At 56.5% G+C, this 17,477-nt stretch carries 12 protein-coding genes; 8 read left to right on the top strand and 4 right to left on the bottom strand.

What is annotated here, in order from left to right; translation table 11 throughout:
• Window positions 1-325: 325 nt before the first annotated feature.
• Genes aceB through aceK form a run of 3 tightly spaced genes read left to right on the top strand, consistent with a single transcriptional unit; the run spans window position 326 to window position 5,077 of the window.
• Window positions 326-1,927, top strand: a complete 1,602-nt coding sequence (gene aceB, locus JO226_RS12060; protein ID WP_293585982.1) for a malate synthase A — start codon at window positions 326-328, stop codon at window positions 1,925-1,927.
• A 32-nt stretch (window positions 1,928-1,959) separates the two neighbouring features.
• The gene (gene aceA / locus JO226_RS12055; protein ID WP_293585981.1) at window positions 1,960-3,264 is read left to right on the top strand and encodes an isocitrate lyase; all 1,305 of its coding nucleotides are present in this window, start codon (window positions 1,960-1,962) and stop codon (window positions 3,262-3,264) included.
• 49 nt (window positions 3,265-3,313) lie between these two features.
• Window positions 3,314-5,077 (top strand): bifunctional isocitrate dehydrogenase kinase/phosphatase, encoded by a 1,764-nt coding sequence (gene aceK, locus JO226_RS12050; RefSeq protein ID WP_293585980.1) that lies wholly within the window; start codon window positions 3,314-3,316, stop codon window positions 5,075-5,077.
• Here the strand turns inward: aceK and iclR are convergent.
• Window positions 5,031-5,855, bottom strand: a complete 825-nt coding sequence (gene iclR, locus JO226_RS12045) for a glyoxylate bypass operon transcriptional repressor IclR (RefSeq protein ID WP_293585979.1) — start codon at window positions 5,853-5,855, stop codon at window positions 5,031-5,033. The two genes, aceK and iclR, sit on opposite strands and share 47 nt — an antisense overlap.
• Before the next feature lie 192 nt (window positions 5,856-6,047).
• Here iclR and metH point away from each other — a divergent pair, with 192 nt between their 5' ends.
• Complete coding sequence (gene metH / locus JO226_RS12040; RefSeq protein WP_293585978.1) at window positions 6,048-9,731, top strand: methionine synthase; 3,684 nt, start codon at window positions 6,048-6,050, stop codon at window positions 9,729-9,731.
• Between the two features lie 179 nt (window positions 9,732-9,910).
• Window positions 9,911-11,542, top strand: a complete 1,632-nt coding sequence (locus tag JO226_RS12035) for a Na/Pi cotransporter family protein (protein WP_293585977.1) — start codon at window positions 9,911-9,913, stop codon at window positions 11,540-11,542.
• 50 nt (window positions 11,543-11,592) lie between these two features.
• Here the strand turns inward: JO226_RS12035 and pepE are convergent, their stop codons facing one another.
• The gene (gene pepE / locus JO226_RS12030) at window positions 11,593-12,282 is read right to left on the bottom strand and encodes a dipeptidase PepE (RefSeq protein WP_293585976.1); all 690 of its coding nucleotides are present in this window, start codon (window positions 12,280-12,282) and stop codon (window positions 11,593-11,595) included.
• Between the two features lie 147 nt (window positions 12,283-12,429).
• Here pepE and JO226_RS12025 point away from each other — a divergent pair, with 147 nt between their 5' ends.
• Both JO226_RS12025 and rluF read left to right on the top strand, forming a co-directional pair.
• Window positions 12,430-12,675, top strand: coding sequence for a YmjA family protein (locus JO226_RS12025; protein WP_293585975.1), 246 nt, complete (start codon window positions 12,430-12,432; stop codon window positions 12,673-12,675).
• A gap of 49 nt (window positions 12,676-12,724) precedes the next feature.
• Window positions 12,725-13,609, top strand: a complete 885-nt coding sequence (rluF, locus tag JO226_RS12020) for a 23S rRNA pseudouridine(2604) synthase RluF (RefSeq protein WP_293585974.1) — start codon at window positions 12,725-12,727, stop codon at window positions 13,607-13,609.
• Here the strand turns inward: rluF and JO226_RS12015 are convergent, their stop codons facing one another.
• Both JO226_RS12015 and lysC read right to left on the bottom strand, forming a co-directional pair.
• Window positions 13,610-13,882 (bottom strand): DUF3811 domain-containing protein, encoded by a 273-nt coding sequence (locus tag JO226_RS12015; RefSeq protein WP_293585973.1) that lies wholly within the window; start codon window positions 13,880-13,882, stop codon window positions 13,610-13,612.
• A 46-nt stretch (window positions 13,883-13,928) separates the two neighbouring features.
• A complete protein-coding gene (lysC, locus tag JO226_RS12010; protein ID WP_293585972.1) occupies window positions 13,929-15,278 on the bottom strand; it encodes a lysine-sensitive aspartokinase 3 in 1,350 nt (449 codons plus the stop codon).
• Between the two features lie 302 nt (window positions 15,279-15,580).
• Between lysC and pgi the strand changes: the two genes are divergently transcribed.
• Window positions 15,581-17,230, top strand: coding sequence for a glucose-6-phosphate isomerase (gene pgi / locus JO226_RS12005; protein ID WP_293585971.1), 1,650 nt, complete (start codon window positions 15,581-15,583; stop codon window positions 17,228-17,230).
• Window positions 17,231-17,477: the final 247 nt, after the last annotated feature.

The raw sequence follows: 17,477 nt of genomic DNA, 5'->3' as shown, positions 1-17,477 counted from the left end.
TACGTCTACCAGATCACACCGTACGATCTGCGCCATATGAACCCTACGCTGGATTAATCTCCCGCTCGTGTCGCCGTAAAGCGATTCAGCACTCCATTTCAGGCACCTTCGGGTGCCTTTTTTATTTACGAATCTAAAACCATACTCATAATAAAATTTAATATTTTATTTATCATGTAGTTACATTATTTTATTTTTGAAAATGGAAATTGTTTTTGATTTTGAAAAATAATTGCGTAGGCTTAATCCTGCTGAGCGAAAACTACACAACGATCTTTCGTTCGCGTTGGGGAGTGACTTTGGATCAACGACGAGGAGCCGCGTAATGACACAACAGACGACAACGATCGAAGAACTGGCCTTCAGTCAGCCCTTCGGCCAGCAGGAACAACAGGTTTTGACGCCCGAAGCGGTTGAGTTTCTGAGCGAACTGGTGACGCGCTTTACGCCGAAACGCAACAAACTGCTGGCGGCGCGCATTCAGCAGCAGCAGGATATTGATGACGGGATACTGCCTGATTTTCTTTCGGAAACAGCTTCCATTAGGAATAGTGAATGGAAAATTCGCGGTATTCCTGAAGATTTGCTCGACCGTCGCGTGGAAATTACCGGCCCTGTAGAGCGCAAAATGGTGATTAACGCGCTGAATGCTAACGTTAAAGTCTTTATGGCGGATTTCGAAGATTCACTGGCGCCTAACTGGGACAAAGTCATCGATGGACAGATAAACCTGCGTGATGCGGTGAACGGTACCATCAGCTACACCAACGAAGCCGGAAAAATTTACCAGCTTCAGCCTGACCCGGCGATCCTCGTTTGCCGCGTGCGCGGCCTGCATCTGCCTGAAAAACATGTCACCTGGCGCAATGAAGCGATTCCCGGCAGTCTGTTTGATTTCGCGCTCTACTTTTTCCACAACTACAAAGCGTTACTGGCGAAAGGCAGCGGTCCCTATTTCTATCTGCCAAAAACGCAGGCCTGGCAGGAAGCGGCCTGGTGGAGCGACGTGTTCAGCTATACCGAAGACCGCTTCAATCTGCCGCGCGGCACGATCAAAGCAACACTGCTGATTGAAACGCTGCCAGCTGTTTTCCAGATGGATGAGATCCTGCACGCGCTGCGCGATCATATCGTCGGCCTGAACTGCGGCCGCTGGGACTACATCTTCAGCTATATCAAAACTCTGAAAAATCATCCTGACCGTGTCCTGCCCGACAGACAGGTTGTGACCATGGACAAGCCGTTCCTCAGCGCCTATTCGCGTCTGCTGATCAAAACCTGCCACAAGCGCGGCGCATTTGCGATGGGCGGCATGGCGGCGTTTATCCCCAGCAAAGATAGCGAGCGTAACAATCAGGTGCTCAGCAAGGTGAAAGCTGATAAAGCGCTGGAAGCCAATAACGGTCACGACGGGACCTGGATTGCGCATCCGGGGCTGGCGGATACCGCGATGGCGGTCTTTAACCAGGTGCTGGGCGAGAACAAAAACCAGCTGTTCGTCACCCGTGACGACGATGCGCCGATGACCGCCGAACAACTGCTGGCGCCGTGCGAGGGCGAGCGCACCGAAGAGGGTATGCGCGCCAATATTCGCGTCGCTGTGCAGTACATCGAGGCGTGGATCTCCGGCAACGGCTGTGTGCCGATTTACGGCCTGATGGAGGATGCGGCGACGGCGGAAATCTCCCGTACTTCTATCTGGCAGTGGATCCACCACGAGAAGACCCTGAGCAATGGTAAACCGGTGACCAAAGCGCTGTTCCGCCAGATGCTGGCTGAAGAGATGTTGGTGATTCAGGACGAGCTCGGCGAGCACCGCTTCAGCAGCGGCCGTTTTGACGACGCCGCGCGCCTGATGGAGCAGATTACCACCTCTGACGACTTAATCGACTTCCTCACCCTGCCAGGCTATCGCCTGCTTGCGTAAATTCACCACTTAACACAATGGAGCATTTGCACATGAAAACCCGTACTCAACAAATTGAAGAACTGCAAAAAGAGTGGACTCAACCGCGCTGGGAAGGCATTCGTCGTCCGTACAGCGCGGAGGAAGTGGTGAAATTACGCGGCTCCGTAAACCCGGAGCACACGCTGGCGCAGATGGGCGCGGCAAAAATGTGGCGTCTGCTGCACGGCGATGCGAAAAAAGGCTACATCAACAGCCTTGGCGCACTGACTGGCGGCCAGGCGCTGCAACAGGCAAAGGCGGGCATTGAGGCGGTCTACCTCTCCGGCTGGCAGGTGGCGGCGGACGCCAACCTTGCCTCCAGCATGTACCCGGATCAATCGCTCTACCCGGCAAACTCGGTACCTGCGGTGGTGGATCGGATCAACAATACTTTCCGTCGCGCCGATCAGATCCAGTGGTCTTCCGGTATTGAGCCGAACGATCCGCGTTTTGTCGACTACTTCCTGCCGATCGTCGCCGATGCGGAAGCGGGTTTCGGCGGCGTGCTGAACGCCTTTGAGCTGATGAAATCGATGATTGAAGCCGGTGCAGCGGCTGTTCACTTCGAAGACCAGCTGGCGTCGGTGAAAAAATGCGGTCATATGGGCGGCAAAGTGTTGGTGCCGACGCAGGAAGCGATTCAGAAGCTGGTCGCTGCCCGTCTGGCGGCGGACGTCATGGGGGTTCCGACGGTGCTGATTGCGCGTACCGATGCGGACGCGGCCGATCTGATCACCTCCGACTGCGACCCATACGACGGTGAATTCATCACCGGCGAGCGTACCAGCGAAGGATTTTACCGTACGCATGCGGGCATTGAGCAGGCTATCAGCCGCGGTCTGGCCTACGCGCCATATGCTGATCTCGTATGGTGCGAGACCTCCACGCCGGATCTGGCGCTGGCGAAACGCTTTGCTGACGCTGTCCACGCTAAATTTCCGGGCAAGCTGCTGGCCTACAACTGCTCGCCGTCCTTCAACTGGCAGAAAAATCTGGACGATAAAACCATCGCCAGCTTCCAGCAGCAACTGTCGGACATGGGCTACAAGTACCAGTTCATCACGCTGGCAGGTATTCACAGCATGTGGTTCAACATGTTCGACCTGGCGCACGCCTACGCCCAGGGCGAAGGGATGAAGCACTACGTTGAGAAGGTGCAGCAACCGGAGTTCGCCGCAGGGAAAGAAGGTTACACCTTCGTTTCGCACCAGCAGGAAGTGGGCACCGGCTACTTCGATAAGGTTACCACCATCATTCAGGGCGGCGCCTCCTCGGTAACCGCATTGACCGGTTCGACGGAAGAAACACAGTTCTGATATTTTCCCCCTCTCCCCCTTGGGGAGAGGGCTGGGTGAGGGGGAATTGATGTCGCGAGGCCTTGAATTACTGATTGCACAAACCATACTGCAGGGCTTCGATGCCCAGTATGGACGATTTCTGGAAGTCACGTCCGGCGCGCAGCAGCGTTTTGAACATGCTGACTGGCACGCCGTACAGCAGGCCATGAAGCAGCGTATCCACCTCTACGATCACCACGTCGGCCTGGTGGTGGAGCAATTGCGCTGTATTACCGACGGCAAAAGCCCCGATGCGGTATTTTTGCTGCGGGTTAAAGAGCACTACACCCATTTATTACCCGACTACCCGCGCTTCGAAATCGCGGAGAGCTTTTTCAACTCCGTCTATTGCCGGTTGTTTGACCACCGCTCGCTGACGCCTGAGCGGCTGTTTATTTTCAGCTCGCAGCCGGAGCGGCGTTTTCGCACCATTCCGCGTCCACTGGCAAAGGATTTCTTTCCCGACAACGGCTGGGAACCTTTGCTTCATCGCGTGTTAACCGATTTGCCGCTGCGCTTGCCCTGGCAGAATAAAACCCGGGATATCGGTTTTATCATCGCGCATCTTAACGAGACCTTCGGCGAAGAGGTGCTCAGACACAGCCATTTGCAGGTCGCGAATGAGCTTTTTTACCGTAATAAAGCGGCCTGGCTGGTTGGCAAGCTGGTCACGCCATCGGCCATCGTCCCGTTTCTGTTGCCCATTCACCGTACCGATGACGGCGAGCTGTTTGTCGACACCTGCCTGACAACCAGCGCAGAAGCCAGCATTGTGTTTGGTTTCGCCCGCTCCTATTTTATGGTGTATGCCCCGCTGCCTGCGGCCCTTGTGGAGTGGCTGCGGGAAATCCTGCCGGGTAAAACCACCGCCGAGCTGTATATGGCGATTGGCTGTCAGAAGCATGCTAAAACCGAAAGCTACCGGGAATATCTGCACTATATCGCCAGCGCCGATGAGCAATTTATCGAAGCGCCGGGCATTCGCGGCATGGTGATGCTGGTCTTCACGCTGCCGGGCTTTGACCGTGTGTTTAAGGTGATTAAAGATAAATTTGCGCCGCAGAAGGAGATGACCGCCGCCCATGTTCGCGCCTGCTATCAGCTGGTCAAAGAGCACGATCGCGTCGGGCGAATGGCGGATACCCAGGAATTCGAAAACTTTGTGCTGGATAAGCAGCAGATCGACCCGACGTTAATGACGCTGTTACTGCAAGAAGCGCCGGGGAAAATCACCGATCTGGGCGACAAAATCGCGATCAGCCATCTCTACATCGAGCGCCGGATGGTGCCGCTCAATATCTGGCTGGAGCAGTCAGACGGCCAGGCGCTACGGGATGCGATTGAAGAGTACGGCAACGCCATCCGCCAGCTCGCCGCCGCCAACATTTTTCCTGGCGATATGTTGTTTAAAAACTTTGGCGTCACCCGGCACGGGCGCGTGGTGTTCTACGACTATGACGAAATTTGCTATATGACCGAGGTGAATTTCCGCGATATCCCGCCGCCGCGCTATCCGGAAGATGAACTCTCCGGCGAGCCGTGGTACAGCGTCTCGCCCGGCGACGTCTTCCCGGAAGAGTTTCGCCACTGGCTGTGCGCCGATCCGCGCATTGGGCCGTTATTTGAAGAGATGCACGACGACCTGTTTCATGCCAGCTACTGGCGCGGGCTGCAAACGCGGATTAAGAACGGGTATGTCGAGGATGTGTACGCTTACCGCCGCAAGCAGCGGTTTAGCGTGCGGTTTAACGAATCCCACCATACGCCAGCGTCACCTCTTTCGCCGCCTTAATCACCAGCGCGCCAAGCTCGGTCACCCGGTCGTCGGTCATCCGCGAAATGGGGCCGGAAATAGAAATGGCGGCAAACGGCTCGCGGTGCTCGTCAAAAATGCAGGCCGCGATGCAGCGTAGGCCAAGGGCGTGCTCTTCATCATCAAAGGAATAGCCGCGCTTGCGCGTCAGGGCTAAATCTTCCTTCAGATGCACCGGCGACACCAGCGTGGCGTGGGTGTAGGCATGCAGGCCCTTGCGGTGCAGCAACCCCGTCACCTGTTCTTCGCTCAGCTGCGATAAAAACGCTTTTCCCGCCCCGGAGGCGTGCATCGGCAGCTTGCCGCCAATCGGCGCGGACATGCGCATCAGCTGCGTACATTGCACCTGGTCGATAATGATGGCCTGATGATCGCTCTGGTCGAGCACCGCGAGGTTTACCGTCTCGCCGGAGTCTTCCATCAGTTTACGCAGGATAGGGTGAACAATGGCCAGCAGGTTGCGGCTTTGCAGGAAGCTGCTGCCGACAATAAACGCGTGAGCGCCAACCGTCCAGTGACCCAGTTCGCCGATCTGGCGCACAAAACCCAGCTGCTGCATGGTCGTCAGCAGACGGTGGGTCGTGGAGTTCGGCAGCCCGGCCTGCTGCGCCAGTTCTGTCAGCGCAACGCTGCCATGGGATTCGGCAATCCATTCCAGCAGTTTTAATCCGCGGGTCAGCGACTGAACTTGCCCGCCCTGTTGAGCGGCGGCGGGGGCCGGTTTTCTGCCGCGTTTCGCGGGAACGGTAGCAACCATGGCTGGCTCCTTTTCTGTATCGTGGAAATCATTTTCGTTTTATTTGGTGGTTTTGCAACCGTTATTCAGACTGATCGGAGGAGTGAATGTGAACATGTCTCATGTTACCGCTGAGTGACTTTTCCACCCCGCCAGTTTGTGCCAGTATGACTCGCAGCCTTTTGGCCTGGTTGAGCGTTGTCGGGAGCACGTGTGAGCAGCAAAACAGAACAACTGCATGCGCAGTTAAAAGAACGAATTCTGGTTCTGGACGGGGGCATGGGCACCATGATCCAGGGCTACCGTCTGACTGAAGAGGATTTCCGCGGCGCGCGCTTTGCGGACTGGTCCTGCGATTTGAAAGGCAACAACGACCTGTTGGTGCTCAGCAAGCCGGAGGTGATTAGCGCTATCCATAACGCCTATTTTGAGGCGGGCGCGGATATCATCGAAACCAACACCTTCAACTCGACCACCATCGCCATGGCGGATTACCGGATGGAATCCCTGTCGGCGGAAATCAACTTCGCGGCGGCGCAGCTGGCGCGCGCCTGCGCTGATGAATGGACCGCCCGTACGCCGGACAAACCGCGCTATGTGGCAGGGGTTCTCGGCCCGACCAACCGCACCGCGTCGATCTCTCCGGACGTAAACGACCCGGCGTATCGCAACATCACCTTCGATCAGCTGGTGGCGGCTTACCGTGAATCCACCAAAGCGCTGGTGGAAGGCGGGTCGGACCTCATTCTGATTGAAACGGTCTTCGATACGCTCAACGCCAAGGCCGCGATTTTCGCGGTAAAAGCGGAATTCGAGGCGCTGGGCATTGAGCTGCCGATTATGATTTCCGGCACCATTACCGATGCCTCCGGGCGTACGCTTTCCGGTCAGACGACGGAGGCGTTTTATAACTCCCTGCGCCACGCCGATGCGCTCACTTTTGGTCTGAACTGCGCGCTGGGCCCGGATGAACTGCGCCAGTATGTGCAGGAGCTGTCGCGTATCGCCGACTGCTATGTCACTGCGCACCCGAACGCCGGTCTGCCGAACGCCTTCGGCGAATACGATCTCGACGCCGATACCATGGCGCTTCAAATTCGCGAATGGGCCGAAGCCGGTTTCCTGAACATTGTCGGCGGTTGCTGCGGCACCACCCCGCAACATATTGCGGCCATGAGTCGCGTCGTCGCAGGGCTGGCGCCGCGCCCGCTTCCGGAGATCCCGGTCGCCTGCCGTCTTGCGGGCCTGGAGCCGCTGACCATCGGCGATGACAGCCTGTTTGTTAACGTCGGCGAGCGTACCAACGTGACCGGTTCGGCGAAATTCAAACGTCTGATTAAAGAAGAGAAATATAACGAAGCGCTGGACGTTGCCCGCCAGCAGGTGGAAAGCGGCGCGCAGATTATTGATATCAACATGGATGAGGGGATGCTCGACGCCGAAGCGGCGATGGTGCGTTTCCTTAACCTCATTGCCGGTGAGCCGGATATCGCCCGGGTACCGATTATGATCGACTCCTCGAAGTGGGAGGTCATCGAGAAAGGGCTGAAGTGTATCCAGGGTAAAGGCATCGTCAACTCCATCTCAATGAAAGAGGGCGTTGAGCCGTTTATCCACCATGCGAAGTTGGTGCGCCGTTATGGCGCCGCCGTGGTGGTGATGGCCTTTGATGAAGTCGGTCAGGCCGATACCCGCGAGCGTAAAATTGAGATTTGCCGCCGCGCGTACAACATTTTGACTAAAGAGGTGGGCTTCCCGCCGGAAGACATCATCTTCGATCCGAACATCTTTGCCGTTGCGACCGGCATCGAAGAACATAATAACTACGCGGTCGACTTTATCGGCGCCTGCGAAGACATCAAACGCGAGTTGCCGCATGCGCTGATTTCCGGTGGTGTGTCGAACGTGTCATTCTCGTTTCGCGGCAACGACCCGGTACGCGAAGCCATCCACGCGGTGTTCCTCTACTACGCCATTCGTAACGGCATGGACATGGGGATCGTCAACGCCGGACAGCTGGCGATTTACGACGACCTGCCTGCCGAGCTGCGCGACGGCGTTGAGGACGTGATCCTCAACCGCCGGGACGACGCTACCGAGCGGATGCTGGAGCTGGCGGAGAAATACCGCAGCAGCAAAGCTGACGACGGCGCCAACGCCCAGCAGGCCGAATGGCGCAGTTGGGAGGTGAAAAAACGTCTGGAATACTCGCTGGTCAAAGGCATCACCGAGTTTATTGAGCAGGATACCGAAGAAGCCCGTCAGCAGGCTGCGCGGCCGATTGAGGTGATCGAAGGGCCGCTGATGGATGGCATGAACGTGGTCGGCGATCTGTTTGGCGAGGGCAAAATGTTCCTGCCGCAGGTGGTGAAGTCCGCCCGCGTGATGAAGCAGGCCGTGGCGTATCTTGAGCCGTTTATTGAAGCCAGCAAAGAGAAGGGCAAAAGCAACGGCAAGATGGTGATCGCCACGGTGAAGGGCGATGTGCACGACATCGGCAAGAATATCGTCGGCGTGGTGCTGCAGTGTAATAACTACGAGATTGTCGATCTTGGCGTGATGGTGCCGACGGAGAAAATCCTGAAAACCGCCCGTGAGGTGAATGCGGATCTGATTGGCCTTTCCGGGCTGATTACGCCGTCACTCGACGAGATGGTCAATGTGGCGAAAGAGATGGAGCGTCAGGGCTTTACCATCCCGCTGCTGATTGGCGGCGCGACGACGTCCAAAGCGCACACCGCGGTGAAGATTGAGCAGAACTACAGCGGGCCGACGGTCTACGTGCAAAACGCCTCGCGCACCGTGGGCGTGGTCGCTGCGCTGCTGTCGGACACCCAGCGCGACGACTTTGTCGCGCGCACCCGCAAAGAGTACGAAACCGTCCGCATCCAGCATGGTCGTAAAAAGCCGCGCACGCCGCCGGTAACGTTACAGGCGGCACGGGATAACGATCTGGCCTTCGACTGGGCCAATTACACGCCGCCAGTCGCTCATCGTCTCGGCGTGCAGGAGGTTAGCGCCAGCATCGAAACGCTGCGTAACTATATCGACTGGACGCCGTTCTTTATGACCTGGTCGCTGGCGGGCAAATACCCGCGCATTCTGGAAGATGAGATTGTCGGCGAGGAGGCGCAGCGCCTGTTCCACGATGCTAATGCGATGCTGGACACGCTCAGCGCCGAAAAAACGCTGAATCCGCGCGGCGTCGTCGGGTTGTTCCCGGCGAACCGGGTGGGCGACGACATCGAAATCTACCGCGACGAGACCCGTACCCATGTGCTGGCGGTCAGCCGCCACCTGCGCCAGCAGACCGAAAAGGTCGGGTTCGCTAACTACTGTCTGGCGGATTTTGTCGCGCCAAAGCTCTCAGGTAAGGCTGATTACCTCGGCGCGTTTGCCGTGACCGGCGGCCTCGAAGAGGACGCGCTGGCGGACGCGTTTGACGCGCAGCACGATGATTACAACAAGATCATGGTCAAAGCGATTGCTGACCGCCTGGCGGAGGCCTTTGCTGAGTATCTCCACGAGCGCGTGCGTAAAGTGCACTGGGGTTATGCGGCCAACGAGAACCTGAGCAACGACGAGCTCATCCGCGAGAACTACCACGGAATTCGTCCGGCGCCGGGGTATCCCGCCTGTCCGGAGCACACCGAGAAAGGCACCATCTGGCAACTGCTGGATGTGGAAACCCACACCGGGATGAAGCTGACCGAGTCCTTCGCCATGTGGCCAGGAGCGTCGGTCTCCGGTTGGTATTTCAGCCATCCGGACAGCAAATACTTTGCCGTGGCGCAGCTGCAGCGCGATCAGATAGAAGACTACGCCTTCCGCAAAGGCATGAGCGTGTCGGAGGTGGAGCGTTGGCTTGCGCCAAACCTCGGGTATGACGCCGATTAAGCGCTTCTCTGTCACATAACGGTCATTTTTCCTTACAACAAACAAGGCACCTCTGCGGTGCCTTGTCTCTTTGTTGACGTTAAACCCTTATACTGGAAGGACGCCGTTTTCCTCGCCCTCTGCTGGAGAGGGCGAAGGGAAGCCCGGGAAAACAATAACGATAAGGAGAACCAGACTCCGTGTTGACTCTGTTGCACCTGCTTTCTGCTGTCGCCCTGCTGGTGTGGGGCACCCACATTGTGCGTACTGGCGTGATGCGCGTCTTTGGCGCCCGCCTGCGCACGGTCCTGAGTAGTAGCGTTGAGAAAAAACCGCTGGCCTTCTGCGCCGGTATCGGCGTCACGGCGCTGGTGCAAAGCAGTAATGCCACCACCATGCTGGTGACCTCATTTGTGGCTCAGGATCTGGTCGCGCTCACGCCTGCGCTGGTAATTGTGCTGGGGGCAGACGTGGGGACCGCGCTGATGGCGCGTGTGCTCACCTTCGATTTGTCATGGCTTTCGCCGCTGCTGATTTTTATCGGCGTGATTTTCTTCCTTGGCCGTAAGCAAACCCGCGCGGGGCAACTGGGACGCGTGGGCATCGGTCTGGGGCTTATTTTGCTGGCGCTTGAGCTTATCGTCCAGGCGGTGCATCCCATCACCCAGACCAACGGCGTGCAGGTTATTTTCGCCTCGCTGACCGGCGATATCATGCTGGATGCGCTGATCGGCGCGATGTTCGCCGTCATCACTTATTCGAGCCTTGCCGCCGTGCTGCTGACGGCGACATTAACCGCAACGGGGGTTATCTCGTTTCCGGTCGCGCTGTGTCTGGTGATCGGCGCCAACCTCGGTTCCGGGCTGCTGGCGATGCTTAACAACAGCGCCGCCAACGCCGCCGCCCGGCGCGTGGCGCTCGGCAGCCTGCTGTTTAAGCTGGTGGGCGGCCTGATTGTGCTGCCGTTTGTGCATATCCTGGCGGATACCTTAAGCAAGCTGCCGGTGGAGAATTCCGAGCTGGTTATCTATTTTCACGTGTTTTACAACCTGTTGCGCTGTCTGGCGATGGTGCCGTTCGCCGAGCCGATGGCGCGCTTTTGCAAACAGATGATTCGTGATGAGCCCGAGCTTGATGCGCGGCTCAAACCCAAGCATCTTGACGTCACCGCGCTGGATACGCCAACGCTGGCGCTGGCCAATGCCGCACGGGAAACGCTGCGTATTGGGGATGCGATGGAAACGATGATGGATGGCCTGAGTAAAATCATTCACGGCGAATCGCGTGAAGAGAAAGAGCTGCGTAAAATCGCCGATGACATCAACGTGCTCTATACCGCGATCAAGCTCTACCTGGCGAGGATGCCAAAAGATGAGCTGGCGGAGGAGGAATCCCGTCGCTGGGCGGAGATTATCGAGATGTCGCTGAACCTGGAACAGGCCTCGGATATCGTTGAGCGGATGGGCAGCGAGATTGCCGATAAGTCCCTTGCCGCGCGCCGCGCGTTTTCCGTCGACGGTATGAAGGAGCTTGATGCGCTGTACGCTCAACTGCTCAGCAACCTGCAACTGGCCATGTCGGTGTTCTTCTCCGGCGATGTCGCCAGCGCCCGTCGCCTGCGCCGCAATAAGCACCGTTTTCGTATCATGAACCGCCGCTACTCTCACGCTCACGTTGACCGGCTGCACCAGCAAAACGTACAGAGCATTGAAACCAGCTCGCTGCACCTCGGCCTGCTGGGCGATATGAAACGTCTTAACTCCCTGTTCTGTGCGGTCGCCTATAGCGTGATGGAGCAACCGGACGAAGACGACGACCGGGATGATTATTAATAAAATCGGGTGCCTGATATGACGCCATCAGGCACGCCAGAGAACCTCCGCTAAAAACGGTGGCCCTCCTCAAGGGGAACCGCCTCTTCACCGGCTTTGAACACATAAGTTGTGTTCGGGCCGCCGAGCACGGCCTGGCCTTTGCTGACCTTAATCCAGTTACCTTCCGGCAGACCAATTACCGTCAGATCCGGCGCAACAACCAGCAGTTCGCGAATGCGCTGTTCGCGCGTTTCGCCTTTGTGGCCTTCTGGCAATGCATTAGTGAAGTGTGGATTAATCTGTAGTGGGAACAGACCCAACGCATCAAAGCCTTGCGGATCGACAATCGGCATATCGTTGGTGGTCCGGATGGTCGGACAGGCGAGGTTGGAGCCTGCGCTCCAGCCGATGTACAGCGCGCCACGTTTGACCACATCGACAATCGGCGCCAGCAGACCGCGCACCCGGCACTCTTTCAGCAACTGGAAGGTGTTACCCCCGCCGACAATCACCATCTCGGTGCTTTCAATTGCGGCGATAGGGTCCGTGACGCTGTGGATCCCCGTCACGGTCACCCCCATCGGCGCCATTACCGCAGCGGCTTTGGCAGTATAGTCATCCCAGGTTTGCGTCACCCCGGCGAAGGGGATAAACACTGCCGAGCGGCGACCATTGACCTGGCCGGCAATCAGCGGCAGCGCATGTTCCATCCAGGCTTTACCCGGCAGCGTGGAGTTACTCAGTAGCAGCAGTTCCATCTTTTTTTCCTGTTAATAGTAGCATTTGATGTGTGAATTCTATCACCGGCTCGATGCGAAGGCGCTGATATGGCTCACGCTGCAGGTAAGCTGAATGCTATCATCGCGACCAGAAAGCGCAGATGCTAACAACCCCGGAGATGACCGATGAACACTGAAATACCGCTGAAATATTATGACATCGTTGATGAGTATTCGACGGAATGCGCCGAAGCGGTGAAAGAGTCCGAGCGTGATTGCCTGGCGCATTACTTTCAGCTGCTGATTACGCGTTTAATGAATAACGAAGAGATCAGCGAAGAAGCACAGCAGGAGATGGCTCGTGAAGCTGGCATTGCAGAGCAGCGTATTGATGATATCGCCAATTTTCTCAATCAATGGGGTAATGAATAAAACCACTTTTTAGTAAGGTGAGGTATATTTCGCTGTCAAAGGAGAAACTATGCTGACCGACTCATCTACTCGATTAAATAAATACATCAGCGAAAGCGGGATTTGCTCGCGTCGCGAAGCGGACCGCTTTATTGAACAAGGCAACGTTTTTATCAACGGCAAGCGCGCCACCATCGGCGATCAGGTTAATCCAGGCGACATTGTAAAAGTAAACGGTCAGTTGATTGAGCCGCGAGAAGCTGATGATTTGGTGCTGATTGCGTTGAATAAGCCGGTGGGTATTGTCAGCACCACCGAAGATGGCGAACGCGATAACATCGTCGACTTCGTGAACCACAGTAAACGCGTGTTCCCGATCGGTCGTCTCGACAAAGATTCGCAGGGGCTGATTTTCCTCACCAACCACGGCGATCTGGTGAATAAAATCCTGCGCGCGGGCAACGACCACGAGAAAGAGTACGTGGTCACCGTCAACAAGCCGGTCACCGATGAGTTTATTCGCGCAATGGGCGCGGGCGTGCCGATCCTCGGTACCGTCACCAAAAAGTGTAAAGTCAAAAAAGAGGCGCCGTTCGCGTTTCGCATTACGCTCGTCCAGGGCCTTAACCGTCAGATTCGCCGCATGTGCGAGCATTTCGGCTATGAGGTCACCAAACTTGAGCGGACGCGGATCATGAACGTGAGTCTCGCCGGTATCCCGCCGGGCGAGTGGCGCGACCTGACCGACGATGAACTGATCGAACTGTTTAAGCTGATTGAAGATTCGTCGTCGGAGGCAACGCCGAAAGCGAAAACGAAGGCTAAACCGAAAACCCCCGCAGGGGCGGTGAAAAAGCCCGCCAGCAACAGTGGGAAAAATATGGCAAAAACCCCGGCGGAGATGGCAAACCGTAAGCGCTTTACCTCGCCGGGGCGTAAAAAGAAAGGGCGCTAGTCAGCGTCTGCCGCGCGTCGGGGTATTGGCCGACCAGGAGAATGACGCTTCGGCGTCCGGTTTATAAGCCTGCTGTTTTTGTAACTGGCGGGCTTTTTTCGCCGCAGCTTCCCGCTGCGCCATCAGCTTATCGATATACTCCTTTTTCACACTGTTGGTCTCCGCGTTAGTCAGCGGACGGCCATGCGCGATGCGCGCGCGGTCAAGCAGGGTTTTCAGTTCACGCTGCTCGCGCGCGGTCATCTCTTTTTGGGTCAGTCTGGGTGTGGCCATACCTGAAGCCTCCTTAAAGGGGAGACTTCAGTGTAAAGCAAGCGCGTTACTCAAACAAATTGTGATGTAGCTTGCGCACCACGTCTTCCGCCTCTTCACCCGGCACCAGGAAGCACAGGTTGTGGCTGGAAGCGCCGTAGCAAATCATGCGGATGTTGAACGGCTCCAGCACGCCGAAGACCTCTTTACCGACGCCGCAGGATTTCGACAGGTTATTGCCGATAAGCGCAACCAGCGCCAGATTCTCTTCAACTTCCACACGGCACAGCGACGACAACTCGGTCAACAGCGCCTGGGTCAGCAGCGTATCACCGGTGGAGGTGGAACCGGTGGTGTCGAGGGTCAGGGCGATGCTGACTTCCGAGGTGGTTATCAGGTCGACTGAAATATTGTGGCGCGCCAGCATGCCGAAGACTTCGGCGAGGAAACCGCGAGAGTGCAGCATGTTCAGGCTGTGCAGCGTCAGCAGGGTTTGCTTGCGGCGCAGCGCCAGAGCGCGGAACAGCGGCGGATTGGCGGTTTCATTGCATACCATCGTACCACCGGCTTTGGGATCGCGGCTGGAGCCGACAAAAACCGGGATGTCGCTACGTACCGCGGGCAGCAGCGTGGCCGGGTGCAGTACTTTCGCGCCGAATGTCGCCAGCTCCGCCGCCTCTTCAAAGGCGATTTCATCAATTCGCTGTGCCGACGGCACGACGCGCGGGTCGGTGGTGTAGATGCCCGGAACGTCGGTCCAGATATCTACGCGGATGGCGTGCAGCGCTTCGCCGAGCAGGGCGGCGGTATAGTCGCTGCCGCCGCGGCCAAGCGTGGTGGTTCGGCCTTTGGACTCGCTGCCGATAAAGCCCTGGGTAATCACCAGTCCTTCCGCCAGGCGCGGCATAAGCTGAGCGGCTGAGAGTTCCGCCAGCGCGGCGATATCCGGTTCGGCGCGGCCAAAGCGATTGCTGGTGCGCATCACTTTACGCACGTCGAACCACTGCGCCTGAACGTGACGTTCGCGCAGGATCTCCACAAACAGCAGGGTGGAAATCAGCTCGCCGTGGCTGACCAGTTCGTCAGTCAGGGCATGAGAGGTCGCCAGCGATGCCGCCTCCGCGAGCGTCGTGATGTTCTCCAGCAGACGGTCAATTTCTTCGCGAATGACGTTGGGGTATTGCAGGCGTTCAATGATATTGAACTGGATCTGGCGTAGCGCGTCGAGTTTGGCGAAACGCGCGTTCGCCTCAAGCCCTTCGGCCAGCGCCACCAGCAGATTGGTCACGCCCGCAGAGGCGGACAGCACCACCACGCGAACGTTCTCGTCGGCAAGCACAACATCGGCGCTGCGATTCATGGCGTCATAGTCAGCCACACTGGTTCCGCCAAATTTGGCGATAACTACATTTGTCATAACGACCTCGTGTCAGGAAATGAAAATAGCGACCATGGCACAAGGACAGAACAAAAACCGGTGCAGGCGCAACTACCGTATTCATAAATAAAATGTGAGCCGGATACTGTCAACGCTGGGATTATGCGGATTTTTCATGCCGTCATTCGTCTCAGTAATCGCGCTTATAACAACTATACTTTTCGGAGCTTTTTGGCGGTTTGCGGCATCCCCTTTGGCAAGACATAAAAACCATCACAATTTTTGCCTGCAGGCGCTACAATCGACCGAAGTCACAATTTTCAAATCAGAAGAGTATTGCTATGAAAAACATCAATCCAACGCAGACTTCTGCCTGGCAGGCATTACAGAAACACTACGAAGAAATGAAAGACGTTACGATCGCCGACCTGTTTGCGAAAGATAACGACCGTTTCTCCAAATTTTCCGCAACGTTCGACGATTTGATGCTGGTGGATTTTTCCAAAAACCGCATCACCGAAGAGACCCTGAGCAAACTGCAGGCGCTGGCAAAAGAGACCTTCCTGGCGGACGCCATCAAGTCCATGTTCTCCGGTGAGAAAATCAACCGTACTGAAGACCGTGCAGTACTGCATGTGGCGCTGCGCAACCGTAGCAATACCCCCATTATCGTTGACGGCAAAGATGTGATGCCGGAAGTGAACGCCGTTCTGGAAAAGATGAAGCATTTCTCGGAGGCTATTATCTCCGGTAGCTGGAAAGGCTACACCGGTAAAGCGATCACCGACGTGGTCAACATCGGTATCGGCGGTTCTGACCTCGGCCCGTTCATGGTGACCGAAGCGCTGCGTCCGTACAAAAACCACCTCAACATGCATTTTGTGTCCAACGTTGACGGCACCCACATTGCCGAAGTGCTGAAGAACGTGAACCCGGAAACCACATTGTTCCTGGTGGCTTCCAAGACCTTCACCACCCAGGAAACCATGACCAACGCCCACAGCGCGCGTGACTGGTTCCTGAAAACCGCCGGTGATGAAAAGCATGTCGCGAAACACTTCGCCGCGCTGTCTACCAACGGTAAAGCGGTGGGTGAATTCGGTATCGACACCGCCAACATGTTCGAGTTCTGGGACTGGGTCGGCGGTCGCTACTCCCTGTGGTCCGCAATTGGCCTGTCGATCATTCTGTCTGTCGGCTTCGACAACTTTGTTGAGCTGCTGTCCGGCGCCCATGCGATGGACAAGCACTTCTCCACCACCGCGCCGGAGAAAAACCTGCCGGTGCTGCTGGCGCTGATTGGTATCTGGTACAACAATTTCTTCGGCGCAGAAACTGAAGCTATTCTGCCGTACGACCAGTACATGCACCGCTTTGCGGCCTACTTCCAGCAGGGCAACATGGAGTCCAACGGTAAGTACGTTGACCGTAACGGCAATGCGGTGGACTACCAGACCGGCCCTATCATCTGGGGTGAGCCGGGTACCAATGGTCAGCATGCGTTCTATCAGCTGATCCATCAGGGTACCAAAATGGTCCCTTGCGATTTCATCGCCCCGGCCATTACCCACAACCCGCTTTCCGATCACCACCAGAAGCTGCTGTCTAACTTCTTCGCACAGACCGAAGCGCTGGCGTTTGGTAAATCCCGCGAAGTGGTTGAGCAGGAATACCGTGATCAGGGCAAAGATCCGGCAACGCTGGACCACGTTGTGCCGTTCAAAGTGTTCGAAGGCAACCGCCCGACCAACTCCATCCTGCTGCGTGAAATCACCCCGTTCAGCCTCGGCGCGCTGATTGCGCTGTACGAGCACAAGATTTTCACCCAGGGCGCTATCCTCAACATCTTCACCTTCGACCAGTGGGGCGTTGAGCTAGGTAAACAGCTGGCAAACCGCATTCTGCCGGAACTGGCGGACGGTAAAGACATCAGCAGCCATGACAGCTCAACCAACGGTCTGATTAACCGTTATAAAGCCTGGCGCGGCTAAGTGATATAACAGGTAAAAATGCCGGCAAATTGCCGTAATGCTTGTCAGTTAAGCTCTGCGGGTCATTCCGTTCACTGTATGACCGGTCTAATTCTGATAATTCACATCCTGTGAACGGGATAAGGGGCCACCACGGCCCCTTGTATCCTGAAGTTTGTCTAAAATATCCACGACTAGATTTGGCAAGGTGTGTGCAGCCTGATGGCCCCTGGGGTTTAAAGCCCGTTGATAAGCGACTGGCACACAC

The organism is Pluralibacter sp. (genome assembly GCF_019237635.1).
Classification (GTDB): domain Bacteria; phylum Pseudomonadota; class Gammaproteobacteria; order Enterobacterales; family Enterobacteriaceae; genus Enterobacter_B.
The sequence above is the reverse complement of the archived record's forward strand: the minus strand, read 5'-3'. Positions and strand labels throughout refer to the sequence as shown.